Here is a 25,668-nt window from a genome sequence, read left to right on the forward strand (position 1 = left end):
TGTATATAACTGTTTCTCTTATTAGGGTTCAGATTATCTAGGATAGTTTTTTTATTATCTTGGATTTTTACTATCGTTATCTTGGATGAATTTTATTTATCTTGGATGAATTGAACTTAGATTAAATTACTAATTTACTGCCATTTTTCTCAGGGAATTCATCGATATTATCGTACAGTGGCGTATAGTGATTATTGTATTTGGTAAAAATTATCATCTGCCTGTCACCGACCCTTTTATATTCGTTGTTATGAGAAAGTTCGTGTGATTCAATCTTTAATAATTTGTGCTTCTTTAATTTTTTATTGTATTCAATCACTGTTGTTTTACTTATGCCTAAATCTTTTGCTATTAATTCTTCAGCTGGATGTGCGTATTGTTTCTTAGTGTCTTTTTCATTTATATAACTTTTGTAATAGTAAAGTAATCTGACCCCAATATACCCAACAGCAGATATTACCGACTTATCTAATACGTTTTTTGTAAGTTGAGTAAAGATACTTCCATCATTTAATTCTGGGATGATCTGAGGATTTATTTCGATATCTATCCCCCCTTTTCTAGGTAGATTAGTAATTTGGTTTAATACGTAACCTTGCTCATGCAATGTCTTGAGTGCTTCTTTTAACGTTTTATTGTCTTTGATATTTAAAAAATTCATTAATACTTTGTGATCAAGTCTATATACTTCATTACATCCAGATATGTAGTAGCCTTGTATCAATTTTGCAAGTGAGACAAACTCAGTTGCATTTATAGTACTGCTCCTCACAATTTCGGTAGGTATTTGAACCTTAAATTCATTGCTCATTTATCATTTCTCCTTTGTATAGTTGGTTATCTGTTTAATGGTATTTGCTTAATTGTTATTAACATGTTCCTTCATAATTTGCTCAATCTCTGTTGTTCTCGGATAAAGCCAAAACTTACGATCTGCTAAACTGATTGCAGATGTTAGCAACTCGTGTCCGGCTCTTTGAATCTTCCTATGTAATAGAACATCATAGACAAATAATAAGTCCTTTTTAGTTACATTCATTTTTATTCCACCTCCTCTCAATTTCATCTAATAAAATCAGTCTTTTAATTGAAGATAATCACCCCTTTCAAGGAACACGTTGTTAATATATTTTTGATTAAAATGAATCATCGTTCACGAATTACCGATAGAATAAAATTATATAAGCAATTCATGTTGACATTGATTTTTGTGCATGATATTATGTTATCAAGGAACAGTAGACTAGTAGTTTGATAAGTGACTATAAAAAAAAAGAAAAACTAGACATGCCAATTTACTGAAATAGTAAATAAGCACGTCTTATTTGCGTTAAGACGGTTCACTCTTCATTATAGCATGATTGTAGAATAAGAGAAATGGATATAATGAAATATTTTAATAATTTAATAACTTTTTATCTAACATAACCTTCCCTTTTGATCCAATCATGCATTTCTCTCTTCAGATTCATGATTTGATCCTGCTGCTCTTTACTACAACCAATCGAATTAGCAACAACAGAGCAATAACCGGCTATTGCTTCAGGTAATGTTTTGAATGACTTGATATCTGGAATCCTTAACTGATTTCCTTCCGTTTTAATTCCCACAAGAAATTCTTCCTTTTCTTTTTCAAACTTCTCCACAGATTTTTTATTCAACTTTTCAACTTTCCCTTTGTAAAAAGCCTAAAGTGTTATTGCCTTCTCCAAATGACCGAAAGTTGACGGTATTGCCTGTCCAGAATTTGACGATTATAATGTCAGTATACAATTCGAAACATTTCGACATTTTATAATTCTGGAGAAAGGAAAAGACGCCTCCCATAATGTATATCTGCGCCAACAGATATACGGGAGACGTCCTCTAAAAGAAACTATATGATTATTGTATCAGATTATAAATTAATTGAAAACAATGGAGTTTTTTGTTAGGGGTGCAGGGTTGATTCCTTCTCCCTGTTGCGGGAAAAGTATGAGCGTTATTGGTACTAGAAATAGAAAATCTAGAGAAAGGTCTGGAGAGACAAAATTATATAATATTCGGCGAATGCGTTGTGATCAATGTGGCCGGATTCATCATGAATTACCAGATTTCTTAGTTCCATATAAGAGGTATGAGGCTGAATGCATTGAGTCGGTTCTTACGAACCCTTCTACACATGATGTTCCAGCCGATGAATCTACACTATTTCGTTGGTTTGAATGGTTTAATCATTTCGTGGATTATTGGGCTAATTGCCTCATATCTATTGTGCTTCGAACGAAACAGGTGAAGGTCCCTTTGAATTTGACGTCCGCAAATTCAGAGACTGCACTTCATAGAATAGGACGACTGGTGGGGAATGCCTCGAGATGGCTACAAAGAATTGTCCGTCCAATAGTAAATATTAATTTGTGGCTACATACCCGTTCTGCATTCTTGTCCGGAGATAGCTGATTTACACTCATGATAATCACATATGTAGAGGAGTGTTATCATGAAAGATCAGAAAAAGGCAGAAGAAATTGCAGTTCAACGGTTCCAGCTGATCGCCCCTCTTTTGGAGGAAGGTTTAGATGCTGGAAAAGCAAAAGACTTAAAAAACCAATTATGTAGGACCAGCGGTCTTTCTGAAAGGACAATTAGACGTTACCTTGAAAAGTACCGTAATGAAGGGTTCGGAGGATTAAAACCAAAAGGAATATCGGAAAAAGGGAAAAAAGAGGCTATCCCTCCCCATTTATTAGAACAGGCGATACTCCTTAGGAAAGAAGCTCCTACTAGAAGTGTTGCACAAATTATTCAAATTCTTGAGTGGGAGGGGTTGGCCCAACCAGGGCAGATTAAACGTTCTACTCTTCAAGAAAAGTTAACCGAAAGAGGATACAGTACTCGTCAAATGAAGCTTTACTCTCAAACAGGAGTAGCTGCTAGACGATTTCAAAAGCGTCATCGTAATCAGCTGTGGCAATCGGATATTAAATTTGGACCATATTTGCCCATAGGGACAAATGGCACAAAAAAACAGGTTTATTTAGTCGCTATAATTGATGATGCAACTCGATTTATTTTACATGGAGCGTTCTATCCAACATTGGATTCTAGGATTATTGAGGATGCCTTTCGAAATGCGATTCAAAAATATGGATTACCTGAAGCTGTTTACTTTGATAATGGAAAACAGTATCGGACCAAATGGATGTCTCGTACCTGTTCCAAATTAGGGACAAGACTGATTTTTGCCAAACCGTATGCGGCAGAATCTAAAGGCAAGGTTGAACGTTTTAATAGAATCGTAGATTCGTTCTTAGGAGAAATAGCCCTGGAAAAGCCTAATTCTTTAGATCGGTTAAATGAGCTTTTTCAAGTATGGTTATCAGAGTGTTATCAAAATAAACCACACTCGGGTCTTGACAATATTAGTCCTGAAGCTGCGTTTCGAAGTGATAAAAAGGCCCTTCGCTTTATAGATTCAGATAAACTGGCTAATGCTTTCTTACATTGTGAAACAAGAAAAGTTGATAAATCGGGATGTATTAGTTTTATGGATCAGAAATATGAAGTGGGACTTTCCTTTATTGGGCGCAAAGTTGATGTTGTATATGATCCTGCGGATCTTGAAGAATTAACAATTGAATATGAAGGACATTCTCCGTGGAAGGCTAAAAAGCTAGTAATAGGTGAAAAGGCTGGAAAACGGCCAACATTGCCTTCGCATCTACAAGCACATAAAGCGGATTCATCTAGACTACTAAAAGCAGCTGAACAAAAACATGAAGACCGAAAAGTTGCACAAGCTCCGGCTGTGTCTTTCCGTGCTGTCTGGAAGGAGGATGGCGAGGATGTTTGAATCTTTTTACGGAATGAGGCAAACTCCTTTCACCAGGGATGTACCTACTGCTCAACTGTATGATTCCTTTACGATGCAGGAAGTATTAGGTCGTTTAAAGTATACAGCAGAAAGGCAGTTATTTGCAGTTTTAACAGGGGATTGTGGTACAGGTAAAACTACCACGATTCGGAAATTTGTCGATGGACTTGATCATGGGAAATTCCAAGTGCTTTATTTATCTGATTCCAAACTGACACCTAGGCATTTTTATAAAGGATTGTTAGAACAGCTAGGATCCGAATCAAAGTTTTATAGAGGAGATGCCAAACGACAGCTTCATCGAGAAATTGAGTTAATGAGGGGTATTCATGGAATCCAGCCAGTCGTTGTGGTCGATGAGTCACATCTTCTAGACCGTGAGATGCTTGAGGAAGTACGGTTCTTACTCAATTTTAAGATGGATGCACAAAGCCCAATGGCCCTTATCCTTGTAGGACAAAGTGAATTATGGGATCGTCTCCGTCTTCAATCATACGCAGCCATACGCCAAAGAATTGATATTCAGTTCAAATTAAGTCACTATGATCGATCACAAGTCGATCAGTATGTCTCTCGACATCTAGAATATGCCGGAGTTGACCAACAAATCTTTTCAGACGGTGCCTTAGAAGAAATACATCGTTTTTCTGGTGGCACCCCGAGACTTATTAATAAGGTTTGTACACATAGCCTCCTTTACGGAGCACAAAACGGACGTCGAATAATTGATGACCATATGATTAAGCATGTCATTCAGGGTGAACTGACATGAAAAAACGATGGAGAAACATGGTATACAATGATTTTCTTGATTGTTGGATGATCTTTTGGGACGAAGGTAAGAGTGATTACAAGATTCGACGCGGCGATTCGTTCGAACTGCATCTTGGCAATGGGGTACACCTTTTGTGCAGAATGGAACTCGGTAGTGACTGGTACATTCTTGTTGGAAAAAATGCGAAGTTTTATCTAAAACCAAATGAAATCTAGCAGGTTAATATTTAGTATAAGGGGAAGCCAGTGCGTGCTTCCCCTTTCTATTGGCCAACATTTCCGTCAGAATTTGGACAAATAAGCACGTCAATTTCTTGTCATAACAGGGTGTCAGTAACACTAAAGGACTATATGAGTGAATAGAAATAAGGTACACGTCTATTTTGTGTTTTGATGAATAATCAATTCACAGTAAACCTACTAGCAAAATTGAGAATTAGGTAACATCATTTTAAAAATATTTTTTCATGATACATTTTAAAATGAAACATCGGATAAATCTGTATCCTCAAAATTGCAAATGAAATCAAAAATTGTATAAATAGGTATAAAGTAATTCGTCTAATTCCCTTCATAATTTCATTTATTATCCAAATTTTATATTAATTGTTATATACTCAAATAGAGACATGTAAATTGTTAAGGAGGGTAATAATGGAGTTTGTAAATGAGCTTAAAAAACTATCCGATCAAGTTGGACAAAGGAAACAGTATATTACTAACGAAGAGGCTACAAAACAGTCACTTATAATTCCCTTTTTAAATGCTCTTGGATATGATGTGTTTAACCCCTATGAAGTTGAGCCAGAATACGGTGCTGATTTTGGTAGTAAAAAAGGGGAAAAGGTTGATTATGCTATTAAAAAAGATGGTATCCCTATAATATTTATTGAAGCAAAATCAATTCATGAAAAACTAGACAATCACAACGGACAACTATACAGATACTTTAACTCAAATCCGAATGTAAAATTTTCTATTTTAACGAATGGTGATTATTTTCATTTTTATACTGACCTAGATCAGGATAACATCATGGATAAGACTCCATTTTTCAGTTTTAGACTTTCAACAATATCAAATGTAGAGATTGAAACTCTTCAAAGATTTACTAAAGACAATTTTGAGAATGAAAGACTCGTAGAGTACGCTCAGGAACTTGTTTATATGACAAACATAAATATTACACTGAAGGAATTATTTAAAAATCCATCTGATGAATTTTTACGATTTCTAATTAAAGACTTTACAAACACAAGAATTACTAATAATGTTTTAGAGCGTTTTAGACCCATTATCAAAAAAGCAATAAACCAAACTATGTTAGGTATTATTTCTGATGGGTTATTCAAAGAAGAAAAAGTAACAGAAATATTCCAACAAGAAATTGCCACAAAAGAAGCAGCTGTTACTAACGAAAATCTAGTAGTGGAAGATATTGAAGATGAATTAGAAGAAGATAATATTAATCCAAACATTATTACAACCGTGGAAGAATTACGATCATTTGATATTGTTCGTGAAATTCTTTTAAAAGCTGATCGTGATGTTAGTGAGATAAGGTATAAGGATACAGTTCGATATTTCGGCATCCTAAATAAAGTCTCAACACGTTGGTTTATACGCATAAACTATGATGCTAAAATCCCTCATTTTAATTTAAGAATAGACAGCGAAACATGTAAGTCCATATTGCAGAATTGTAATCCAGATGTTCCAAGTAAAAAAGAGGGGCTTAGCAGAATCTATTTTGAAAAACCAGAGGATATATATCAATATGAAGCATTAATTGTGGCTTCTTTTGATTCCGTTTTTTAAAATAGGTAAAGCAATTTAGAATATACCTTAGTAAGTAAAAAGACGATGCTGTTAAATGCACCGTCTTTTTTATTTATACAGAACAGTTAAGAGCATTATTTTCGTGGTCACATTTTAGCTAGATTTGTGACCAAAAACCATTAAGCCAGTCGAAATACTATTCCATGTCCGCCTTTTGGATATTCCCATTTAATATTTTGATACGGGCAGCCAATACGGCAGCTGCCGCATTCGTGACAGCCTTCATAACCAACCTGCATCCGTAACCCTTCCCATTTGTACACTTCCGCAGGGCAGAAAATGGTGCAAATCTTATCAGGGCATTTTGTCATACAGATATCATTGTCCATAACAGTTAGATGGGATTTCGTATCAGCTTTAAAACGAAGAAGGTACTGTTTTTCCTCGATATTCTTCGTTGACATTATTTCACCGCCTTCCAAGCACGATAAATATCTTGTATCACCTTAAACGTTCCTCTTTCCGCCGTTACACTCTTCATAATTTCTTTTTGCTTATCACGTTTTGGTGTTCCATCTACTGTAAAGAATTTGCTCATAGCTTTGTTCATCATTGGAACATATTCTTTAAAATATTGTGGATTGTTTTCAAATGTGTGTGTAGCGTCTTTATATTTCTCTAAGTCCTTGATTATGAAGCTATCATAAAGCTTTTGGCGGTAAAGATTTAAACTAGACTCAGAGAAATCTCCACGGTACTTCGCCTCAATGACCGTTTCTGCAGCCAGTAAACCAGAGTGCATCGCCATGTTCGAACCTTCACGATGGATTGCGTTAACAAGCTGTGCGGCGTCTCCAACTACCACTACACCGTTCCCTGCTACCTTTGGTACTGAACGATATCCTCCCTCAGGAATGAGATGGGCAAGATACTCTGCTGATTCGCCGCCTGCGAGCATTGGCTTAACCATTGGATGTGTTTTTAGATAGTCTAAGAGATCATAAGGCTTCATTTTTGATTTAATCATACTTGATAGAGTGGTTCCCACCCCGATATTCAAACTATCCTTATTCGTATATAAAAATGCTGTTCCAAGATTCCCTTTGGTTGAATCACCAAAAATTTCTATTGTACAGCCTTGATTATCTTCTAAGTTAAATCGATCATTGATTTTTTCTTTTGGTAAATTAATAACTTCCATCACGGTTAATGCGACTTCATCAGGACGGAATTCTTTATGGAAGCCTAACTGCTTTGAAAGCAGGGAATTTACCCCATCTGCCAGAACAACAACATCAGCATAAACTTCCCCATTTGGGCGGTCAGTACGTACACCAATTACCTTACCGTTTTTAACGATACATTCCGTTACAACCGTTTCATTGATTAACAGAGCCCCTGCTTCAACCGCTTTTTTTGCAAACCACTGGTCGAATTGCGCCCGTAATACCGTAAAGTTGTTATATGGCTCTACTCCCCATTCGAGGCCTTTGTAGCCGAATTGAACCACTGACTCCTTATCCATCATCCAAAAACGCTGTTCGATAACGGGTCTTTCTAGCGGAGCTTCTTTCCAAAATTCAGGAATTAACTCTTCCATTTGCTTCCGATACAACACACCGCCCATTACGTTTTTGCTTCCAGGATATTCGCCTCTTTCGATAAGCAATACGTTTAAGCCTTTTTGAGCACATACAAGTGCACAAGAAGTTCCTGCTGGTCCTGCCCCAACAACAATAACATCAAATTTTTCTGGCATAGCTCATTTCACCGCCTTTTTCGTTTCGCAGCTGTTTAAATTGCTGTATTAATTTAGGGACAATTTCCAATGCGTCTCCTACAATTCCGTATGTGGCTACATCAAATATCGGTGCATTTGGATCCTTATTAATAGCGATGATTAAATCTGAATTTTTCATACCTACTACATGCTGGATAGCTCCGGATAGAGCAATCGCAAAATATATTTTTGGAGTTACAGTTTCACCAGTTTGACCAATCTGCAGTTCATGCGGTAACCATCCTGCCTCTACTACATCCCTTGTACCGCCGACCGTTGCACCAATCGTATCAGCTAGCTCATAAAGAATTTGGAAGTTTTGTACATCCCCCATTCCTTTTCCACCACAGACAATAACATGAGCGTCAGCTAAATTTGCCTTTTTTGTTACGTCATTCACAATTTGCAGCACTTTTGTGCGCATATCTTCTTCTCTTAGTGTAATGCTTTCCTCAATAATTTTCCCCGTTCTTCCTGTATCTGGAGGAAGAGCCTTCATTACCTTAGGTCTAACAGTTGCCATTTGCGGCCGATGCTTTTTACAGAGAATTGTTGCCATAATATTACCGCCAAATGCAGGTCGACTCGCTTCAAGCAAACGGTTATCTACGTCAACATCAAGCATGGTAGTATCAGCAGTCAGACCTGTAACTAAATCAGTTGCCACAGCGCTTGCTAAATCTTTTCCATTTGGTGTTGCTCCGTAAAGAATAATTTCAGGCTTATATTTTGGTACAAGCTGCATAACACCCTTCATATAGGATTCTGTCCGATAATCTTTCAGAACCAGGTGGTCAACAAGATATACTTCATCTGCACCATAGGCAATTACTTGATTAGCTAGTGATTTTATTCCACTCCCAAGTAAAAACCCGGCCAATGGAACTTGTAATTTATCAGCAAGCTTACGGCCAGCTCCAAGCAGTTCGAGTGAAACTCCTTCAATTTTACCGCCATTTTGTTCAATGAAGACCCAAACGCCACGGTAATCATCCAAATTCATGTAAACCCCTCCTCTGCAAAAAATAATCTTTATTGTTTAGATGACTGTAATGTTAAAACGTCTTTTTGCTCCAGCAAGATATCCAAAAGTTGTTTTACCTGTTCATCTGGGGAACCTTCAATTTTTTTCCCGCCTTCAGGACGTGGAGGAGTAAACATTTTTCCAACAATCGTTGGCGAACCCTTGAGTCCGAGCTGTACACGGTCAACATTTTCAAGATCACTAACAGCCCAGATGATTGGTTCATATCTAGCAGCTTTAATCATATTTGGCATAGGCGAATATTCAATCTGATTAATTTCTTTTTCAACTGTTAGAAGACATGGCATTTCTGCCTGAATAAGTTCATAGCCGCTGGATAACTTTCTTTTAATTAAGACAGTTTTTTCTTCTAAGTTTACTTCAGCAACCTCAATGACATTGGTTACTGGTGGAATATCAAGCCTTCTGGCAATACCAGGTCCTACCTGACCAGTGTCTCCATCAATGGCATGCTTGCCGCAAATAATCATATCAACAGGAATTTCCTTGTTGATTTTTTCTAATGCTTTGAATAAGGCATAGCTGGTGGCCAGTGTATCAGCCCCTGCGAAGGCACGATCAGTAATCAAATATCCCCGGTCTGCACCTATCTCAATACTTTTTTTAATAACTGCTGTTGCTTGTGGTGGTCCCATCGACAAAACTGAAATTGTACCGCCAGTTTTTTCACGAATGCTTACGGCCTCTTGTACAGCATGAGCATCATAAGGATTTAATATGGCTGGTGCGCTTCGTCGGTCGAGTGTGTTAGTTTTGGGATTGATTTTAATGATTTTTGTATCTGGTACTTGTTTTACACATACGACAATGTGCATGTAGTACTTTCCCTCCCCCATTTTTGCTATGTTTGTTTTGAAAGCGTTTGCCTTCCTTGGTTATAAAAAATGCCATATTACGATATATGTATCGCAACACAAGCATAGTACCAAACAATGATAGATTTCTTTTTCAAAATTGATAAATTTAACGGTTGAGGTAAAGTCTAGGAGTATAAGATTAGCTGATTTTCATAAGGTGAATAATATTAAAAATAGCACTAATTTAACTATAAGAAATATTCAGATATAAACAATGATAAAAATCACAGTTTCTGTCTAAATATGTAGTTAATTTCTTTTTTCACTATTTTTAATAGATGAAAGGTTTGAGGCGGGCATGATGGAAATGTTTGTAGGAAGTGTTCTTTCTGCTTTATCAACGGGTGCAGGTGCTCTAATCATTCTTTTTATAAATCAATCCCTGACACACCGCTGGATGGATATACTCTTGGCTTTTAGCGCTGGGATTATGATGGCAGCCTCAACAATAGGGCTTATTCCTGAAGCATTGAAGCTGGGTGGTTTTATTTCACTTTCAATTGGAGTATTCTTTGGGGTTTTAGCATTAACAACTCTCGAAAAAAAAATTCCGCATATTGACCTTGAACATAATCAGTATGGAATTCAATTTGATGAGAAGGCATTGTTAATCATTGCAGCAATTACACTACATAATATTCCAGAAGGTTTGTCGGTTGGTGTCAGCTATGCTTCGCAAACAGAGGATACGGGCAATTTAATTGCTTTGGCGATTGGGTTTCAGAATGCACCAGAAGGCCTTCTCGTTGCGCTGTTTTTAATCAATCAAAAAATAAGCAAATTCAAGGCCTTTTTACTGGCAACTCTAACGGGTGCAATTGAAATTGTTACATCCTTAATTGGGTTTTATTTAACCTCATTTGTTCAAGGGCTTGTCCCCTATGGTCTTTCATTTGCGGCTGGAGCGATGCTGTTTATTATTTATAAAGAGTTAATACCAGAAAGCCACGGAGATGGCAATGAACGAGTTTCAACTTATGCATTTATTACAGGTCTCTTAGTAATGGTGTTTTTAATAGACATTTTTTAAGACTTTTGTAAATCTTAAACAAATATTTTCGGCCAAATCATAATCATTTGATTAAATGCAAATTTCACTTCCTCGTTTGGCCGTGGAAATTGCTGAGAGGCTTTCTGATACTCATTTATTAAAACATCTAATTCTTGGCTGTATTTGATCGTTTCTTCACTGGTGAATCCTTTTTTATTAGCACAATTTATCATCATTGCGCGTTTAACTTTTATTGCATCAAGCATCTCAGAAGGGTTATTACTATCCATGTACAATTTCTCCACCTACTCCTTACTCATATACAAATAATTACTAAATAATTTGTTTACTTGATGAATTATGACAAGATTTCAGATAAAAGTAAACACTTTCGCAAAAGTAGACAAAACAAGCATTTTATTGCATTTTTCGACAAAATCCAAGTGTATTTTTTCGCTTTTGTGACAATTTTCATGCTCTTTTCGATAATGGTTAGTAATTAGATTTACTAAACGACACACAAAAACTGGCTGTCCAGCAGCCAGTTTTTGTGACGTTTTGATGAATTTTTTTCAAGGTGATATACTATATTTTACTTATCCCATTTTATTTTTTTTATCATTTTTAAAAATTTCTAACTGACTAATTCTTTTAACAACTTCCTCTAAACGTTCCTCACTTGTGAGCAGACCAACTCGGACATATCCTTCACCAAGTTCACCAAATGCAATCCCAGGTGCCACAGCGATATGTGCTTGTTCCAGGAGGATATTGGTAAATTCAGTGGAAGTAAGCCCTTTTGGTACCTTTAGCCAAGCAAAAAATGATCCCTTTGGTGCTGTCACATTCCAGCCAAGTGAACGAAGCCCATCTATTAAAACATTTCGTCTACCCTCATAGAGGTTATTCAATTCTCGAACACAATCCTGCGGACCAGTTAAAGCTTCGGCTGCTGCTTCCTGAATGCCGCCAAATATGCTGCAATATAGATGGTCTTGTAAAAGCTCAATTGCTGAAATAACACTGCTATTGCCTACAGCAAACCCGATTCGCCATCCGGCCATATTGTAGGTTTTCGAAAGAGTATATATTTCAATGCCTACTTCTTTTGCCCCATCAATTTGTAAAAAGCTTATTGGCTTTTCTCCATCGAAGCCTATTGCCCCATAAGCAAAATCGTGAACTACACAAATCTCATTAAGGCTTGCAAGTTTGACTGTTTCCTGAAAAAATTCCTTCGTTGCTTGGGCTCCTGTTGGATTGTTCGGATAATTAAGGAACATTAATTTGGCTCTCTCAATCTCCTCAGATGGCAACTCGTTATAATCTGGCAGAAAATGATTTTTTTCCCGTAACGGCATTCTTACCATTTCCGCATTCGCTAGTGCTACCCCAGATAAGTAATCGGGGTAACCTGGATCAGGAACAAGCACTGTGTCACCTTGATTTAATAGGCATTGTGGAATTTCCACTAACCCTGCCTTACCTCCAAATAAAATGGCTACTTCCTTATCAGGATCAATGGTTACATCATATTCTCTTTTGTAAAAATCTGCGGCGGCCTGCTTTAAATAACGATGTCCTTGAAAAGGAGAATACTTATGGTTCGCAGGATCAGCCGCAGCTTCCTGCATTTTTTTAACGATATGCGTTGGTGTAGGCTGATCAGGATTACCCTGTCCTAAATTGATTACATCATAGCCTGCCTCAATGTATTTACCTACCTTTTTTACTAAAGAAGCAAAGAACTGTTTCGGGAGATTATTTAAAGTATCGGAAGTTGAAAATTGTTTCATTTTTTCACCTGCTTTAATTCATTCATTTTATTGTTGAATTCTAGTCACAAATGATATAACTTTTAAGACAGCTTGTAAAGAAAAAATTCTGAAATTTCAAATGAGGTGAATAGTGTGAAATTTAAAGTAACTTGTTTGCAAATGGATATTGCTTTTGGGGATCCAATTAAAAACTACCAACACGCAGAAAAACTAATCGAAACAGCAATGAAAGATAATCCTGATATCATTGTTTTACCGGAGTTATGGACAACAGGGTATGATTTGACAAGACTTGATACCATTGCAGATAAGAATGCAGAAACAACAATTGAATTTTTAAAGAAAGCTGCGAAAAAACATCAAGTCCATTTTGTCGGAGGTTCGGTGGCAAATCGGGTTGAACAAGGAGTTAAAAATACCCTACTAATCATCAATAATGAAGGAAAGCTTGTTCAAAAATATAGTAAACTACATCTTTTTAAATTGATGGATGAACATCTTTACCTAGAGGCTGGGGAAAAGACAGGGTTATTTGAATTGGAAAATCGGAATTTTGGCGGAGTAATTTGTTATGATATTCGTTTCCCAGAATGGATTCGTGCACATACCGTAAGCGGAGCGGAAGCATTATTCGTTGTAGCAGAATGGCCTGCTCCCCGCTTATCGCACTGGAGATCTTTGCTAATTGCAAGAGCAATTGAAAATCAATGTTTCGTCATTGCTTGCAACCGCTCGGGATCTGATCCAAATAATGAATTTGCCGGACACTCGATGATTATTGACCCATGGGGAGAGGTAATTGCTGAAGCTGGAGCAAATGAAGAAATATTGTCTGCAGAAATTAAGTTAGACCTCGTAAAAGAAATCCGAAAACAAATTCCAATTTTTGAAGATAGAAGACCAGATTTGTACTAATCTAAAAAAACCACTTCCGTATCGGCAGTGGTTTTCTCACTTTTTAGTTAAATGATTTAAGGGTATCCTAATCTTAAATAAAGTTCCTATTCCCTCTTCACTTTCGACTTCCATACTTCCATTATGTTCCTCAATAATCCGATAACTGACCATTAATCCAAGCCCGGTACCTTTTTCTTTTGTCGTATAGAACGGTTCACCAAGTTTTTTTATTTTATCCTTAGGAATCCCCGTTCCTTCATCACGAATTGATATCACAATATATTGGTCTTTAATAGAATTAATCGCAATGGTAATTTCTCCGCCGTTCGGCATGACTTCAATTGCGTTTTTAATAAGATTTATGAAGACTTTTTTTAATTGATTGGGTTCACAATAAACGTACGGTAATTGATCTTCATAATGAGTATGGAATTGAACGTTATAAAGCACTGCTTGAGGGCTTAATAACTCAACTGTTTCCCTCATTATTTGACAAATGTCTTTCTCTTGAAATTTCGTTTCTTGAGGTTTTGCTAGAATTAAGAATTCATTAATAATAGAGTCCATTCTTGCTAACTCAGAGGTAATGACATCATAATACATAGAGTGCTGTGCTTTAATACTTGGCTCAAGTAATTGAATAAAACCTTTTAATGCGGTCATTGGATTTCTAATTTCATGAGCGATTCCAGCAGCAAGCTCGCCAATAAGATTCAGCCGGTCTGATTTTCTTAGCTGTTCCTGCATCTCAGCCTTTTCAGTTACATCGATAATAACCGTTAAATTCAGACCATCAATGATTCCTCGCGTGGTTGAGTAATCAAAATGTCTTACCTTCCCGTCAATCATTTTAATGGCCATTGAGGAACATTGCCTGTCTATATCCGTTACTTGTTTGATATGATTTAAAAATTCTTGTTGTTTTTTCTCATCTACAGTATTAAATAAATCTAGCAGGGACTGTCCTATCATTCTACCTTTTGAAAGACCAAAGATTCTTTGAGCAGAATAATTGATATCCACAATTTGTAGCTGGTTATTCCATAAGATTAGTCCGTCCATTGAGTCCTCAAATATTTTTCGGAATTTTTGTTCGCTTTTAAGCAATTCAATTTCCATTAAAACACCAGCCCCATGAAACCCAAAATAAGGTAATATCATTAATCCTATATTCTACATTATAATCTAAAATCCTTTTTACTTGACAAAAAAATGTTAACAATATGGTAATTCTGTTTAAGAAAAATAGAAAAAAGGTAAAGCGCTTATTTCCCGCTTTACCTTTTTTCTTTAGGCTGTGATAAATATGGCTGTTGATTTGTGCTCCACTAAGGAATGCTTCTTCGAATCATCATCGCAGTGACAGGCTCTCTCAGCCTGTCACGAGGTGCTTCGCTTTCCGCAGGCGGTTCGGGAAGCCTGTCTAGCTACAGCGCCTAGCCCCTCGAGTCGCTTCGGTCCTGACGATGAAGTCAAAGAGCGACTTCAACGCCAGGCCCTCCAGCGCTTGTCGGGGCTGGACAAGGCGCTTCCGCTTTTCCTTCTCCTCGGCGCTAAAGCGCCTGCGGGGTCTCCCCTGTCCCGTCCTCCTGCAGGAGTCTCGCACCTTCCGCACAAATCAACAGGTTCTGAAATCAATATTTACCTTTAACACAGCCTTTTTTTTAAAGGAATGGATTATCGTGCTTTGCTTTTAGACGCTGCCATCTTTTTTCTACTTCTGCTTCAAATTCTTCTAAAATTGATTTATTTTCTTCTTTTAGAAGATGTTTTGTTTTACCCATGTATCTTAGCCATTCAGAAATAGGGATACGTTTGTTTTTATCTTCTGGGTTGTACGTAATGCTGGTAACGCCCTGTTCGATCTCATACAGTGGGAAGAAGCAGGAATTTACTGCTTGCTCTAATATTGTTGCCCCATAACGATCTTCCGATTTCCAGTTAAGCGGACAGGTAATAAGGATTTTCCCATAAACCGTTCCTACGTTTTGTGCGTACCATTGTGCTTTCGTACCCTTTTTAATTAAGTCCTGTGGGAAGCTTTCAGCGCCTGTAAAAACGTAGGGAATATTGGTTGCCGCCATAATCTGCGCTGTATCCTTATGATGGAATCCTTTTCCCTTCTGTGCCTTACCAACTCCAGATGTGCTTGTCATATGACCAATTGGTGTAGAGTAAGACATTTGTGAGCCTGTATTCATATAACCTTCATTATCATATTCAAGCATAATAAGTTTATGCCCCCGAAGTGCTGTACCTATAGCAGAACCCATACCGATGTCCATACCGCCATCACCGGTAATCATAACAAACGTCGCCTCATCAGAGATCTCAATTTCACCGCGGCGTTTTAATTCAAGGAATGCTTCTAACGTTCCCGATAACGTAGCAGCACCATTTTGGAATAGGTTATGGATCATCGTTTGTTTGTGAGAACTGTGTGGGTATGAAGTTGTGGTTACATATGCACATCCTGTTTGGAATAATGTGACAATATCACCCTCAATACCTTTAAAGAATAGTTCCAAACCTGCAAATATTCCACAGCCTGGACAAGCTCCATGACCGGAAGCAATACGCTTAGGCTTACCAGTCAGCGCACGAAGCGGCGGGATTTTCACCTTTAGCTTATTACTTGCTTCGTCCATTTTCACATCGATTAGACCGGATTTATACACATCACCATGCTGTGGTGTAATGATAGGATTGAGCATTTTTTCCGGGCTACCAGGGACATGACCATAATAATCAAATGGCTTTTCAGCAGCCCCTTTTTCCATCGCTTCCAGAGTCATTTCGAAGAACTTTTCGGCGTCACTTGCGTAGAAATCTTTACCTCCCAGACCAAAAACACGGCTTAGGACAATAGTTTGATTATTTCGATCTTCTTGAAGAGCAGATTTGACTTCATGGGTTAAATTCGGCCCATTAGCACCATATGAATCAGCTCGTTCACCAACTAATAATGCTTTAACGTTTTTAAGTGCTCCACGAATTTCCTTTGCCGGGAAAGGACGAATAATATTCGGACTGATTACACCAGCCTTAATACCTTTTGCACGTAATTGATCAACAACATCTTTTGCTGATTCAGCTGCAGAATTTAATAAGAATAACGCAACTTCTGCGTCTTCCATTTTATATAAATCTAATACTGGATATTCACGCCCTGAAATACGTGCATATTCAGCCGCAGCCTCTTTAAATACTTTACCCGCAGCATAAATGGCTTCAGACTGTTGGAAATGGTTATTGATTAGGTCATCACCATTCATATGTGCACCAATCGTAACTGGTTTTTTTGGATCCCTAGCAAAATGATAATCTGTTGGACACTCACCTACAAATTGTTGAACAACTTTTCTATCTTTAAAGTATTCTACTCGACGCTTCTGGTGTGAAGTAAAGAATCCATCATAAGCCACAATAACTGGCAAACGAACTTTAGAGTGCTCAGCGATTTTAAGTGCCATAATGTTCATATCATAGACAGCCTGTGGTGTTCTTGCTGTTAATATCACCCAGCCTGTATTTAAAGCATAGTAAAGGTCAGAGTGATCTCCTCTTATATCAAGAGGACCGCTGACTGCACGCGTTACAAGGTTCATTACCATTGGAAAACGAGTCCCTGCTTGTACAGGAAGCTGTTCAATCATATATAGGAGTCCATTTGCACTAGTTGCATTAAATACCCTTGCACCCGCAGCAGATGCACCATAACAAATACCTGCAGAACCATGTTCACCATCCGCTGGGATCAGCTTAATATCATGCTCACCGCGGGATTTCATTTGATCTAAAAATTGTGCTACTTCCGTAGATGGCGTAATTGGGAAGTACCCCATAATATGATAATTAATTTGTGCCGCTGCCATTGCAGCCATTTCATTTCCTGATTCAAAGGTTGAAAGCTGTTCAGCTATTGTCTGTTTAGTAATTTGATCCTCTACCATTGCCATTATGAAATCCCCCCTGCTAGATACGGAAAGTTCTGTTTAACGCGGTTAGCTTCTGCGTAGCCAATCATCTCGCGAAGATCGCCTAAAGCGTCAGTTGGACATGCCTCCACACATTTTAAACAGCCCTTACAATATTGATAATCAATACCCTTTAGGAACATTTGCTTTCTGCCCTTCTTATCCTCGCCCGCTGCCCAGACAAAGCAATAATCAGGACAGACATTATCACAAGCAGCACAGTTGATACATTTATCCTGTTGGAACTGTGGAAGGAATCCTTGTCGAGACCCGCTTAAATCTTTTAGAATACTATTTGCCTGCGTGGTCATGACCCCGCCAAGTTCTTGTGTCAAGTACCCTAATTGTGGCAGTGGACGAGTGAAACTTTTGCCCTCTGCTCCGGCAGGGACTTCATAGGTTTTAAATTGAACTTCATTAAACCCGCGATCAAATGTACGTATATTAGGTTCAACTAAATGTGGATATTTCTTTTCAAATGTTTTTCGAATGACGTTCCTCATTGAATCAGGATCAAGGAAATCACAAATACGATACAAAGCACCCAGCATTGCGGTATTAACTTTCGTTTTTTCCTCAACCGCTATGGTTAAAGCATCAACTATCGCAAGTGTTCCATATTTTAATTTTAAATCTCTTCTGACTTCATCAAACTCTCTTGCAGTATTTACAAGAGCGATTCCATCCGCATTCAAACCGCTAACAACATCTACTGTTTTATATAGTGCTTCATGAAAAACAGCAACAATATGCGGCTGCTCAATGGGGCTATGATCTCTTATTTCAACTCCTGGTTCACAGTAACGAATAAAGCTTTTAACAGGTGACCCTTTCTTTTCAGAGCCATATGATGAAAAGTTAGACCCATTCAAACCAAGACCTAGTACTCCTGCTTCAGCCAGCATTTTTCCGGCTAAGTTTGCTCCAAGACCCCCAATTGATTCAAGGCGAATCTCAAAGAACCCAAGCTCATTTTTCTTCGGTAATATAGACATAATGTCCCTCCCCTTCCTTGTTCAAATAGACTGAAAATACATATAATATAATTTCCCCTCATTCATTGTAGGACATATGTTTTTTTCTTGCTGTGACAAATATCAAACATCTTCAAAAAAATTCTATAACACTTTTTAATTTCTTAAAAAACACGGCAATTTATATGGAACTATTGATGAAGAATTATAATATAACAGCAGTGCCACTGTAGTATAACAGTTGTATCACACCACTTCGATTATCGTTTTTTTCAAAAATGGGATATAATATACTATTGTTTTAATTTTGTCGAAGGAGTTTTATTATGAACGTTATTTGCAGTACCTTAAACGCTAAATACATACATACAAATTTAGCAATTCGCTACCTAAAGGCTTTTGCAGCTCCGGAATTCAATATCCAGCTGAAGGAATATACAATAAAAGATCCTGCTATGAACATCGTATCGGACCTCTATCAGCAAAAACCAACGATCATTGGATTTAGTTGTTACATTTGGAACATTGAAGAAACGATTAAAGTGGTCAATATGCTGAAAAAGATTGACCCTTCTATCCAAATTGTTTTAGGTGGACCTGAAGTTACTTACGATACTGTAGATTGGATGGAAAAACTTCCAAGTGTGGACTTTATTATTATTGGCGAAGGAGAGCATTCATTTAAACAGTTACTCACTGAAATGAATGGCGAAGGAGAGTATAGAAACGTCCACGGAATCGCCTACCGTGAAAATGGAAAAGTAAGAGTTACCCCTCAGATGAATAAACTCGACCTAAAAGAACTTCCTTCTCCATACAGATTTCCTGAAGATGTGGCTCATCTAGGTAAGCGTGTTACTTATATTGAGACAAGCAGAGGATGTCCATTTAACTGTCAATTTTGTCTTTCTTCCATTGAAATCGGAGTACGCTATTTCGACAGAGAAAAAATAAAGGCAGATATACGATATTTAATGGCAAACGGGGCAAAAACCATTAAATTTGTTGATCGTACCTTTAATATAAGCAGAAGCTATGCGATGGAAATGTTCCGCTTTCTAATAGATGAACATCTGCCTGGAACGGTTTTTCAATTTGAGATTACGGCTGACATCATGAGACCTGAGGTTATCGAATTCTTGAATAATGAAGCACCAAAAGGGCTGTTCCGTTTTGAAATTGGTGTACAATCAACTAATGATTATACAAATGAGCTTGTGATGAGGAAACAAAATTTTGAAAAACTGACGCGAACGGTCACGATGGTGAAAGATGGCGGAAAAATTGACCAGCATTTGGATTTAATCGCCGGGCTTCCCGAGGAAGATTATTCTTCGTTTCGTAAAACGTTTAATGATGTTTTTGAACTTCGCCCAGAAGAACTGCAGTTAGGGTTTTTAAAAATGTTAAGAGGGACTGGACTTAGACTTCGAGCTGCTGACCATGATTATATTTATATGGATCAATCGCCTTATGAAATTTTGGGCAATAATGTCCTGCCATTTAATGATATTCTCAGAATTAAACAGGTGGAGGATGTTTTAGAAAAATATTGGAATGACCATCGAATGAATCATACGATTGAGTATTTAGTAACGAAGGTGTTTCCTTCACCATTTGACTTTTTTCAGGAATTTGGAAGCTTTTGGGATGATCAGGGCTGGTCAAGAATCGGTCATCAATTAGAAGATTTATTCCGAAGATTATACTCTTTTTTAGAATCGAAATCCGTAAGCGAAATTGACATCATTGCTGGTCTTATGAAATATGATTATTTAATAAATCATAAGTACAAACCTCGTAAGCCTTGGTGGGAACAAAGCTCTAATAAACAGACAAGGACGGAAATTTATAAACAAATCCTAGAAAATCCATCACTTCTAGGACAAACTTATTTGGATCTGGCACTTGATGAGAAAGATTTATATAAACATACGATGATTGAAGACCTATCTTTTGATTTGTCCGCTTACTTATCAACAGGCAGCATTTTAAGAATGCCTTCAAGTTTATTAGCATATTTTGATCCAGCAAATAAAGGAACGATTATTTTTCCAGTTAATATTTAAAGAAAAATAAGCCGGCTGAATCAGCCGGCTTATTTTTCTTTTTTTGAAGACTTCTTATTGCTATCTCTGGCCTGAAGTATTTCATATAGCTTTATTCCATTTACGTCACCGAATTCAATGCTGAATTCCTCACGTGTGTTTTGCACACTTTTTTTATCTTTCATTAACTTCTACCTTTTTTTCCAAGCTTGGAATTACGGTTTTGAACCTTAATTGCGTCTTCTGTACCAGCGTATTCTGCGGAAAATTCACTTTCCTGAACATTTTTATGAGGAGTTTTTGAATACTTATTTACAGCGTCATGTTCTGCTTTACGTTTAGCCATTTTTTCATCCTCCCATTTTTGTGTTACATCATTAGTTTTAACAAAAGCGTAAATTCAATCACTTCCTTATTTTTCATAAATAAAATTGTCCATCAAGCGAAAAATAAAGAAAAATAGGAGTGAGGATAATGACCAAAGAAAATAAAGAGACAGATGAAAATTTAACAATCAATGAAACCATGCCGCATCAGATAAATGCACCGAGTTTTGAGGGTACAGGAATCGAAATGCAGCCGCCATTTGTAAATGAGCATGGTGTTGTAATTGGCGACAGCCACTATTCCTCTCCAAATTCACCATTAGAGAATTGGACAGAAAATACAGATCCTGAAATTATGGCTGGAGATGAATGGGTCCACCCCACAAACGATATCGGCTGGAATACAGCAGAAAATCGGGAGCTGCTTGAAAGCAAAAAGAAACCCAAAGCCTATCCCTTCATGCATCCAACAATCGATGTCAGCAAAGGCACCGATTAATAACCTGAAATATGGTGATTAATTAATTTTGGCACTCTGTTGATTGGAGCGGAAGGCACGAAGACTCCTGCAGGAGTACGGAGCAGGTGAGACCCCACAGGCGCTAGCGCCGAGGAGGCTCACCGCAACGCCTGCGGAAAGCGAAGTGCCTGGAGAGGAAATCAACAGACCTATTATAAGTATCCATCTCCGCAAAACATTACCACTTATTAAAATTTTTATTTGAATCATAATAAAAATACAGAGATATAAATCTCTGTAGAGATATTAAGGAGTTGACAATAATGGCTAACAGCAGCAATAAATTATTAGTTCCAGGAATAGAGCAATATCTTGATCAAGTTAAATATGAAATTGCCCAAGAGTTCGGAGTTAATTTAGGCTCTGATACAGTGTCCCGTGCAAATGGTTCTGTTGGCGGCGAAATCACGAAAAGATTAGTAAAACAAGCACAAGCTCAAATGGCAGGACAACAACAATAATTTAACTTAATAAACATGGAAAAGTCCGGCATTTTAGCCGGACTTATTTTTTACCATTTTTATCTAGTTTACTTGGTTTATTTTGATTATTGGTCTTTGGTATTTCTTGCTTGTAGTTCTCTCTATTTTGATTACCTTTGTCATTAGTTTCTTTGATTAACCCAGGTGGAATTTGATTCCCATTTCCTTCCTCTGTTGGTATAGGATGATTATTTTGAATATTTTCACCTTGGTTTTGGTATATCTGTTGGTTATTATTTGCATTGTTGTTCTCTGGTTCTTGTTTCTTGTGCTGTCCGGGAGGCAGTACTGTATTTGAAGAAGACTCTGATGGAATATTGTCTGTTTGCTTGATTTTTTCTTGTGTATTCTTTTTCTGTGCGGAGTTAGTTTTATTTCTATGATATACTCCGACTGGTACACCTTTGTCTTGGGCTTTTTCTACTTCTGCCTCAGTACTTGTATACATGTTTACTTCTACAAGATCTTTATCCACTGTTTGTTTGATTTTATCGATATTCTCCTGCAGTTTCGCGGTCCCACTCTCTTTTAACTCATCAGTTTTCACTGTTGAAATAACAACTGGCTCAGCTTGGGTTATAAGACCATCTTCTTTTAACTCTGTTAATAAAATTGAAGTTAACTTAGCAGCGTCCATTTTCCTCCAATTATCCAACTGAGAAATAATACTTTCTGCTCCTTTATTATATCCCTTTAATTCAACTACCTGCATATCTTTATTTAAACCCATTTCAATACTAGTGCTGCCATCAATAGACATATAAGCATAAGCTTTATTACTTTGATAAACTGGAATAATAGACCCTAAAGTTATTACAAGAACAGCCATCGTCATCCAAACTGTTTTTAAAGAAAGAAAGTTTTTTCTTTTTCTGGATAAATAATCAGTAACAGGAAAAAAGTCTATTTCTTCCCCTATAGAATAAACTCTATCCATTTTACGGGCACGCATGAACTCTCCTTCAGAAGTTAATAATGTCACATAAGGATCATTAACTTCCATTACTACTCCCCTTCTCATGTCTCTAGCACCCCCTTTAAATAATCATTTAAATACACATAGTCACTAGATAATATAAGTGCAATTGCGATTATATATTTCCGGTTTCGTTCAATCGTCTTTCTACTGACATTCACCATTTTTTCTAGCTGCTTAATTGGAAGACGCTTTTTCTCATATAAAGATTCTCTTAATTCCGTATTTTCAACTAATAGCTTTGCAACCTTTATGGCGTTCTCCCTTGCATCGGCATGCTTTGGGGAATTCTCAACTAAATCGCTGAAGCTTAAATCAAATAATGTTAGTAATGTTTGAAATTGAATAATTTCATCTTTTCTAACTTCCTCATCAGATTTTTTCTTATATTCCTCGAGTGATATCTCATTTACAATAACCGCACCTGCAGATTCTTCATCATATGAAGAATATGTTAAGTCAATGCTGACATGCGGGTATTTTGTTTGCTTACGAATATAATCAATTACCCTCCGTTTAATGATTACTTCCGCAAAACTCAGCAGGGAACTTCCCTTCTCTGCAGAGTATTTTTCAATTGCCTCATTAAATGCAATAAGACCAATACTAAATTCATCGTCGGTTTCATAAATATACCGTTTACATACGGAAGACACGTTTTTTGCAATAAATGGTTTATAAGCCTCTATAATTTCATTAAGTAAAGAGTGGTCACCTTGTTGAATTAACCGTACCGACTCTTCTAAAGTCCGCTTTTTATTTTTCGTTAAAAACAATAAACTCAGCATTGCCTCACCTCTCTATGAACCAATTATATCATACGGCTGACACATTGAATTTTATGAGGGTAATAGCATACTGATAAAATAGCCCCAAGAAAGGCTATGTTTTCCTGTTTATTGTTTCTATGATTCTATTAATTCCCTTTACTCTCTTGTTTCAATTCCTTAACAGCTTGCTTCATTTCTGCCTTTTTCTCTGTTCCTACAGACTTTGCTTCTTTCGTTTCTTGTTGTATTTCCTGTCTTGCTGATTTTTTCTCTTGCACTGCTGTTTGTTGGGTATCTTTCTTTGAAGGTTGTGGTGTTACGGGCAAGGTAACTTCAGGTGTTGCTACTCCTTCTTCTACTTCAGGAGTACTGGTCTCCATTTTAGGGTCTATATCTGCTGCATTTTCAGCACTATACTCAGTTATCTTTTGTTGTTTCTTTTCCCGTTTTTCCATTTTCTTAGCAAACTTGGCATAGCTTTTTTGGATATTCTTTTGTAATGAAGTTTTTGCAACGGGATTTTTCACCTTTTCCATAGCAGCAGTGAGTGCGATAATATTTTGGGATACAGCATCCTTTGCTTGATTTAATTCAGTTTCATTTTCAACTATTTCCCCTGAAGCGCTCTCTTCAAGATTAGTGACGTGGTCATCTGCTATTTCAATATTATCAATTGCTTTTTTCATTGTTTCTAATGCTGCTTCTTCATTTCCATCAGCAAACAACGCTTCAGCCTCTGAAAGCCGCTCCGCTGCATATTCTGCAATTAAATTTGCTTCCTTCACATCATCAATTGTTAGAGCAAGTCGAATTTTCTCTACTAATATCTTCGAAAAATAGAAGAAGTCCCCTGGTAATAGTGAGGGTATTTGCTCTTTATCACCATCAGAGTGAGAATCTGCTTGAAGATCTATGATTGGTGTCTCACTGGTTGTTTCATCAGCGAAAACATTTGTAGCAGGAAATACCACTGCACTTGCAATAATCATTGCTATAGCACCTTTTGTTAGTTTGTTTAATGACTTTTGATTAGTCTGATTCTCCAATTCCTTCACCTCATTGTTTTTAACCGCCGTTTTTTCACTAAAGAGGTACGTTCAATTTACTCCCTTTTATGGGGGCAATAAAAAAATTCTCAACAAAAAAAGCTACAAATCAGTGTCTGACTTGTAACTAATTTTGTGATTTCAACAACGATTTTATCAAAAAACCAATGAGTAATCCTGGGATGAGAAATGACATTGGCAAAAAAACAGGTCCTGGATGAACATTAAACACTGTGACCTTTGGTGAAATCATTAATCCTACTGTGACAAAATAGGCGGAAAATACAAATGGTAAATAAGAGTACTTTTCCTCATCCGGCATTGCTGAACGATAGCCATCCCACATCGCAAACATATAAACACATGGGTAAAACATTAGCCATTGATAATTTAGTACTGATTCAGCTTTCTTAATTTCACCTAAAAAACTGTACATAATTGCACCATTAAAATGACTGTTTACGTTTATTACAAATTCTAAGATAACAAAGAAAATACCTTTGATGTATCGACCACTTAAAAGCTGGCTGAATCCCGGAAAGGCTATACTCCATAATACTGCTTCTAATTTACTCACTTTTTTCATTTCTCTATCTCACTTCTACTGTAAGTTACTTCCAAATTAGTTTTACCAGTAACGGTCCGAATAAACGAGGTATATTAGAAATATTTTTAAACAGTATTCTTGTTAAATTCATACAATGGTATTTTATTGAAACAAACCATTTACAAACTGAAAATGGGAGGGTGTCCATTGGTCCTCACCAGGTCATTAGTCTGAATTTTACCAATATT

General features: G+C 37.0%; 28 protein-coding genes. 10 read left to right on the top strand and 18 right to left on the bottom strand.

Translation table 11 applies throughout. From position 1 onward, the window contains the following. Window positions 1-121: 121 nt before the first annotated feature. From QFZ28_RS21925 to QFZ28_RS21935, 3 genes are all read right to left on the bottom strand, one after another. Entirely contained in the window at window positions 122-811 is a 690-nt protein-coding gene (locus QFZ28_RS21925; RefSeq protein ID WP_307196617.1) for a hypothetical protein, read from the bottom strand. Window positions 812-859: 48 nt separating this feature from the next. After that, window positions 860-1,039 (bottom strand): hypothetical protein, encoded by a 180-nt coding sequence (locus QFZ28_RS21930; protein WP_307196618.1) that lies wholly within the window; start codon window positions 1,037-1,039, stop codon window positions 860-862. 376 nt (window positions 1,040-1,415) lie between these two features. Then, complete coding sequence (locus QFZ28_RS21935; RefSeq protein ID WP_307196619.1) at window positions 1,416-1,646, bottom strand: hypothetical protein; 231 nt, start codon at window positions 1,644-1,646, stop codon at window positions 1,416-1,418. A 271-nt stretch (window positions 1,647-1,917) separates the two neighbouring features. Here QFZ28_RS21935 and QFZ28_RS21940 point away from each other — a divergent pair, with 271 nt between their 5' ends. The 5 genes from QFZ28_RS21940 (at window position 1,918) to QFZ28_RS21960 (ending at window position 6,445) form a co-directional block, all read left to right on the top strand. Then, window positions 1,918-2,439: a DUF6431 domain-containing protein gene (locus QFZ28_RS21940; protein ID WP_307197095.1), complete on the top strand. Its 522-nt coding sequence runs from the start codon at window positions 1,918-1,920 to the stop codon at window positions 2,437-2,439. 40 nt (window positions 2,440-2,479) lie between these two features. Next, window positions 2,480-3,832 (top strand): DDE-type integrase/transposase/recombinase, encoded by a 1,353-nt coding sequence (locus tag QFZ28_RS21945; protein WP_307196620.1) that lies wholly within the window; start codon window positions 2,480-2,482, stop codon window positions 3,830-3,832. Further along, window positions 3,825-4,625, top strand: coding sequence for an ExeA family protein (locus QFZ28_RS21950; protein WP_307196621.1), 801 nt, complete (start codon window positions 3,825-3,827; stop codon window positions 4,623-4,625). The genes QFZ28_RS21945 and QFZ28_RS21950 overlap by 8 nt, the downstream gene beginning before the upstream one ends. Further along, on the top strand, window positions 4,622-4,843 hold the full coding sequence (locus QFZ28_RS21955; protein WP_307196622.1) for a DUF5348 domain-containing protein: 222 nt from the start codon (window positions 4,622-4,624) through the stop codon (window positions 4,841-4,843). The genes QFZ28_RS21950 and QFZ28_RS21955 overlap by 4 nt, the downstream gene beginning before the upstream one ends. A gap of 438 nt (window positions 4,844-5,281) precedes the next feature. Beyond that, entirely contained in the window at window positions 5,282-6,445 is a 1,164-nt protein-coding gene (locus QFZ28_RS21960) for a type I restriction endonuclease (RefSeq protein WP_307196623.1), read from the top strand. Window positions 6,446-6,585: 140 nt separating this feature from the next. Here the strand turns inward: QFZ28_RS21960 and QFZ28_RS21965 are convergent, their stop codons facing one another. From QFZ28_RS21965 to QFZ28_RS21980, 4 genes are read right to left on the bottom strand one after another with little or no spacing between them, the layout of a single operon-like run. Next, window positions 6,586-6,870: a ferredoxin family protein gene (locus QFZ28_RS21965; RefSeq protein ID WP_063251520.1), complete on the bottom strand. Its 285-nt coding sequence runs from the start codon at window positions 6,868-6,870 to the stop codon at window positions 6,586-6,588. Further along, window positions 6,870-8,165, bottom strand: coding sequence for an FAD-dependent oxidoreductase (locus tag QFZ28_RS21970; protein WP_307196624.1), 1,296 nt, complete (start codon window positions 8,163-8,165; stop codon window positions 6,870-6,872). Before QFZ28_RS21970 ends, QFZ28_RS21965 begins: the two co-directional genes overlap by 1 nt. Further along, entirely contained in the window at window positions 8,149-9,189 is a 1,041-nt protein-coding gene (locus QFZ28_RS21975) for an electron transfer flavoprotein subunit alpha/FixB family protein (RefSeq protein ID WP_307196625.1), read from the bottom strand. The genes QFZ28_RS21970 and QFZ28_RS21975 overlap by 17 nt, the downstream gene beginning before the upstream one ends. 29 nt (window positions 9,190-9,218) lie before the next feature. After that, entirely contained in the window at window positions 9,219-10,046 is an 828-nt protein-coding gene (locus QFZ28_RS21980; protein ID WP_307196626.1) for an electron transfer flavoprotein subunit beta/FixA family protein, read from the bottom strand. Between the two features lie 340 nt (window positions 10,047-10,386). Between QFZ28_RS21980 and QFZ28_RS21985 the strand changes: the two genes are divergently transcribed. Continuing rightward, window positions 10,387-11,118: a ZIP family metal transporter gene (locus QFZ28_RS21985; RefSeq protein ID WP_307196627.1), complete on the top strand. Its 732-nt coding sequence runs from the start codon at window positions 10,387-10,389 to the stop codon at window positions 11,116-11,118. Between the two features lie 14 nt (window positions 11,119-11,132). Here QFZ28_RS21985 and QFZ28_RS21990 read toward each other — a convergent pair whose 3' ends face one another. Both QFZ28_RS21990 and QFZ28_RS21995 read right to left on the bottom strand, forming a co-directional pair. Beyond that, on the bottom strand, window positions 11,133-11,369 hold the full coding sequence (locus QFZ28_RS21990) for an aspartyl-phosphate phosphatase Spo0E family protein (RefSeq protein WP_307196628.1): 237 nt from the start codon (window positions 11,367-11,369) through the stop codon (window positions 11,133-11,135). Between the two features lie 306 nt (window positions 11,370-11,675). After that, window positions 11,676-12,875 carry a pyridoxal phosphate-dependent aminotransferase gene (locus QFZ28_RS21995; RefSeq protein ID WP_307196629.1) on the bottom strand — a complete coding sequence of 400 codons (1,200 nt, stop codon included), beginning with the start codon at window positions 12,873-12,875 and terminating at the stop codon, window positions 11,676-11,678. Between the two features lie 114 nt (window positions 12,876-12,989). Here QFZ28_RS21995 and QFZ28_RS22000 point away from each other — a divergent pair, with 114 nt between their 5' ends. Beyond that, entirely contained in the window at window positions 12,990-13,772 is a 783-nt protein-coding gene (locus tag QFZ28_RS22000; RefSeq protein WP_307196630.1) for a carbon-nitrogen family hydrolase, read from the top strand. A gap of 36 nt (window positions 13,773-13,808) precedes the next feature. On the opposite strand, the gene QFZ28_RS22005 is transcribed toward QFZ28_RS22000, so the two are convergent. The 3 genes from QFZ28_RS22005 to QFZ28_RS22015 form a co-directional block, all read right to left on the bottom strand. After that, complete coding sequence (locus QFZ28_RS22005) at window positions 13,809-14,915, bottom strand: PAS domain-containing sensor histidine kinase (RefSeq protein ID WP_307196631.1); 1,107 nt, start codon at window positions 14,913-14,915, stop codon at window positions 13,809-13,811. Between the two features lie 503 nt (window positions 14,916-15,418). Next, window positions 15,419-17,713 (bottom strand): thiamine pyrophosphate-dependent enzyme, encoded by a 2,295-nt coding sequence (locus QFZ28_RS22010; RefSeq protein WP_307196632.1) that lies wholly within the window; start codon window positions 17,711-17,713, stop codon window positions 15,419-15,421. After that, window positions 17,713-18,726, bottom strand: a complete 1,014-nt coding sequence (locus tag QFZ28_RS22015) for a 2-oxoacid:acceptor oxidoreductase family protein (protein ID WP_307196633.1) — start codon at window positions 18,724-18,726, stop codon at window positions 17,713-17,715. The genes QFZ28_RS22010 and QFZ28_RS22015 overlap by 1 nt, the downstream gene beginning before the upstream one ends. A gap of 305 nt (window positions 18,727-19,031) precedes the next feature. Here QFZ28_RS22015 and QFZ28_RS22020 point away from each other — a divergent pair, with 305 nt between their 5' ends. Then, window positions 19,032-20,774: a B12-binding domain-containing radical SAM protein gene (locus QFZ28_RS22020; RefSeq protein ID WP_307196634.1), complete on the top strand. Its 1,743-nt coding sequence runs from the start codon at window positions 19,032-19,034 to the stop codon at window positions 20,772-20,774. Window positions 20,775-20,803: 29 nt separating this feature from the next. Here QFZ28_RS22020 and QFZ28_RS22025 read toward each other — a convergent pair whose 3' ends face one another. Then, a complete protein-coding gene (locus tag QFZ28_RS22025) occupies window positions 20,804-20,938 on the bottom strand; it encodes a hypothetical protein (protein ID WP_307196635.1) in 135 nt (44 codons plus the stop codon). After that, a complete protein-coding gene (locus tag QFZ28_RS22030) occupies window positions 20,938-21,099 on the bottom strand; it encodes a hypothetical protein (protein ID WP_169803640.1) in 162 nt (53 codons plus the stop codon). Before QFZ28_RS22030 ends, QFZ28_RS22025 begins: the two co-directional genes overlap by 1 nt. Window positions 21,100-21,227: 128 nt before the next feature. Here QFZ28_RS22030 and QFZ28_RS22035 point away from each other — a divergent pair, with 128 nt between their 5' ends. Next, on the top strand, window positions 21,228-21,578 hold the full coding sequence (locus tag QFZ28_RS22035; protein WP_307196636.1) for a DUF3905 domain-containing protein: 351 nt from the start codon (window positions 21,228-21,230) through the stop codon (window positions 21,576-21,578). Window positions 21,579-21,862: 284 nt separating this feature from the next. After that, window positions 21,863-22,060 (top strand): alpha/beta-type small acid-soluble spore protein, encoded by a 198-nt coding sequence (locus QFZ28_RS22040; protein ID WP_090763659.1) that lies wholly within the window; start codon window positions 21,863-21,865, stop codon window positions 22,058-22,060. Window positions 22,061-22,103: 43 nt separating this feature from the next. On the opposite strand, the gene QFZ28_RS22045 is transcribed toward QFZ28_RS22040, so the two are convergent. From QFZ28_RS22045 to QFZ28_RS22060, 4 genes are all read right to left on the bottom strand, one after another. Beyond that, window positions 22,104-23,084, bottom strand: coding sequence for an anti-sigma factor domain-containing protein (locus tag QFZ28_RS22045; protein WP_307196637.1), 981 nt, complete (start codon window positions 23,082-23,084; stop codon window positions 22,104-22,106). Window positions 23,085-23,098: 14 nt separating this feature from the next. After that, window positions 23,099-23,845: an RNA polymerase sigma factor SigI gene (gene sigI / locus QFZ28_RS22050; protein ID WP_307196638.1), complete on the bottom strand. Its 747-nt coding sequence runs from the start codon at window positions 23,843-23,845 to the stop codon at window positions 23,099-23,101. Window positions 23,846-23,973: 128 nt separating this feature from the next. Further along, the gene (locus QFZ28_RS22055) at window positions 23,974-24,873 is read right to left on the bottom strand and encodes a DUF5667 domain-containing protein (protein ID WP_307196639.1); all 900 of its coding nucleotides are present in this window, start codon (window positions 24,871-24,873) and stop codon (window positions 23,974-23,976) included. Window positions 24,874-25,000: 127 nt separating this feature from the next. After that, a complete protein-coding gene (locus QFZ28_RS22060; RefSeq protein WP_307196640.1) occupies window positions 25,001-25,459 on the bottom strand; it encodes a hypothetical protein in 459 nt (152 codons plus the stop codon). Window positions 25,460-25,668: the final 209 nt, after the last annotated feature.

Source organism: Neobacillus niacini (assembly GCF_030817695.1).
Taxonomy (GTDB): domain Bacteria; phylum Bacillota; class Bacilli; order Bacillales; family Cytobacillaceae; genus Neobacillus; species Neobacillus niacini_F.

Excerpts from the sequence above, each read along its gene's own strand:
- QFZ28_RS21940 (WP_307197095.1), top strand. The coding sequence starts at position 1,918 with ATGGAGTTTTTTGTTAGGGGTGCAGGGTTGATTCCTTCTCCCTGTTGC.
- QFZ28_RS21980 (WP_307196626.1), bottom strand. The coding sequence starts at position 10,046 with ATGCACATTGTCGTATGTGTAAAACAAGTACCAGATACAAAAATCATT.
- QFZ28_RS21975 (WP_307196625.1), bottom strand. The coding sequence starts at position 9,189 with ATGAATTTGGATGATTACCGTGGCGTTTGGGTCTTCATTGAACAAAAT.
- QFZ28_RS21950 (WP_307196621.1), top strand. The coding sequence starts at position 3,825 with ATGTTTGAATCTTTTTACGGAATGAGGCAAACTCCTTTCACCAGGGAT.
- QFZ28_RS22030 (WP_169803640.1), bottom strand. The coding sequence starts at position 21,099 with ATGGCTAAACGTAAAGCAGAACATGACGCTGTAAATAAGTATTCAAAA.
- QFZ28_RS22045 (WP_307196637.1), bottom strand. The coding sequence starts at position 23,084 with ATGGAAGTTAATGATCCTTATGTGACATTATTAACTTCTGAAGGAGAG.
- QFZ28_RS22020 (WP_307196634.1), top strand. The coding sequence starts at position 19,032 with ATGAACGTTATTTGCAGTACCTTAAACGCTAAATACATACATACAAAT.
- QFZ28_RS22015 (WP_307196633.1), bottom strand. The coding sequence starts at position 18,726 with ATGTCTATATTACCGAAGAAAAATGAGCTTGGGTTCTTTGAGATTCGC.
- QFZ28_RS21995 (WP_307196629.1), bottom strand. The coding sequence starts at position 12,875 with ATGAAACAATTTTCAACTTCCGATACTTTAAATAATCTCCCGAAACAG.
- QFZ28_RS21945 (WP_307196620.1), top strand. The coding sequence starts at position 2,480 with ATGAAAGATCAGAAAAAGGCAGAAGAAATTGCAGTTCAACGGTTCCAG.
- QFZ28_RS21990 (WP_307196628.1), bottom strand. The coding sequence starts at position 11,369 with ATGGATAGTAATAACCCTTCTGAGATGCTTGATGCAATAAAAGTTAAA.
- QFZ28_RS21965 (WP_063251520.1), bottom strand. The coding sequence starts at position 6,870 with ATGTCAACGAAGAATATCGAGGAAAAACAGTACCTTCTTCGTTTTAAA.
- QFZ28_RS22060 (WP_307196640.1), bottom strand. The coding sequence starts at position 25,459 with ATGAAAAAAGTGAGTAAATTAGAAGCAGTATTATGGAGTATAGCCTTT.
- QFZ28_RS22035 (WP_307196636.1), top strand. The coding sequence starts at position 21,228 with ATGACCAAAGAAAATAAAGAGACAGATGAAAATTTAACAATCAATGAA.
- QFZ28_RS21970 (WP_307196624.1), bottom strand. The coding sequence starts at position 8,165 with ATGCCAGAAAAATTTGATGTTATTGTTGTTGGGGCAGGACCAGCAGGA.
- QFZ28_RS21955 (WP_307196622.1), top strand. The coding sequence starts at position 4,622 with ATGAAAAAACGATGGAGAAACATGGTATACAATGATTTTCTTGATTGT.
- QFZ28_RS21985 (WP_307196627.1), top strand. The coding sequence starts at position 10,387 with ATGATGGAAATGTTTGTAGGAAGTGTTCTTTCTGCTTTATCAACGGGT.
- QFZ28_RS21930 (WP_307196618.1), bottom strand. The coding sequence starts at position 1,039 with ATGAATGTAACTAAAAAGGACTTATTATTTGTCTATGATGTTCTATTA.
- sigI (WP_307196638.1), bottom strand. The coding sequence starts at position 23,845 with ATGCTGAGTTTATTGTTTTTAACGAAAAATAAAAAGCGGACTTTAGAA.
- QFZ28_RS22005 (WP_307196631.1), bottom strand. The coding sequence starts at position 14,915 with ATGATATTACCTTATTTTGGGTTTCATGGGGCTGGTGTTTTAATGGAA.
- QFZ28_RS22010 (WP_307196632.1), bottom strand. The coding sequence starts at position 17,713 with ATGGCAATGGTAGAGGATCAAATTACTAAACAGACAATAGCTGAACAG.
- QFZ28_RS22040 (WP_090763659.1), top strand. The coding sequence starts at position 21,863 with ATGGCTAACAGCAGCAATAAATTATTAGTTCCAGGAATAGAGCAATAT.
- QFZ28_RS22025 (WP_307196635.1), bottom strand. The coding sequence starts at position 20,938 with ATGAAAGATAAAAAAAGTGTGCAAAACACACGTGAGGAATTCAGCATT.
- QFZ28_RS21925 (WP_307196617.1), bottom strand. The coding sequence starts at position 811 with ATGAGCAATGAATTTAAGGTTCAAATACCTACCGAAATTGTGAGGAGC.
- QFZ28_RS21960 (WP_307196623.1), top strand. The coding sequence starts at position 5,282 with ATGGAGTTTGTAAATGAGCTTAAAAAACTATCCGATCAAGTTGGACAA.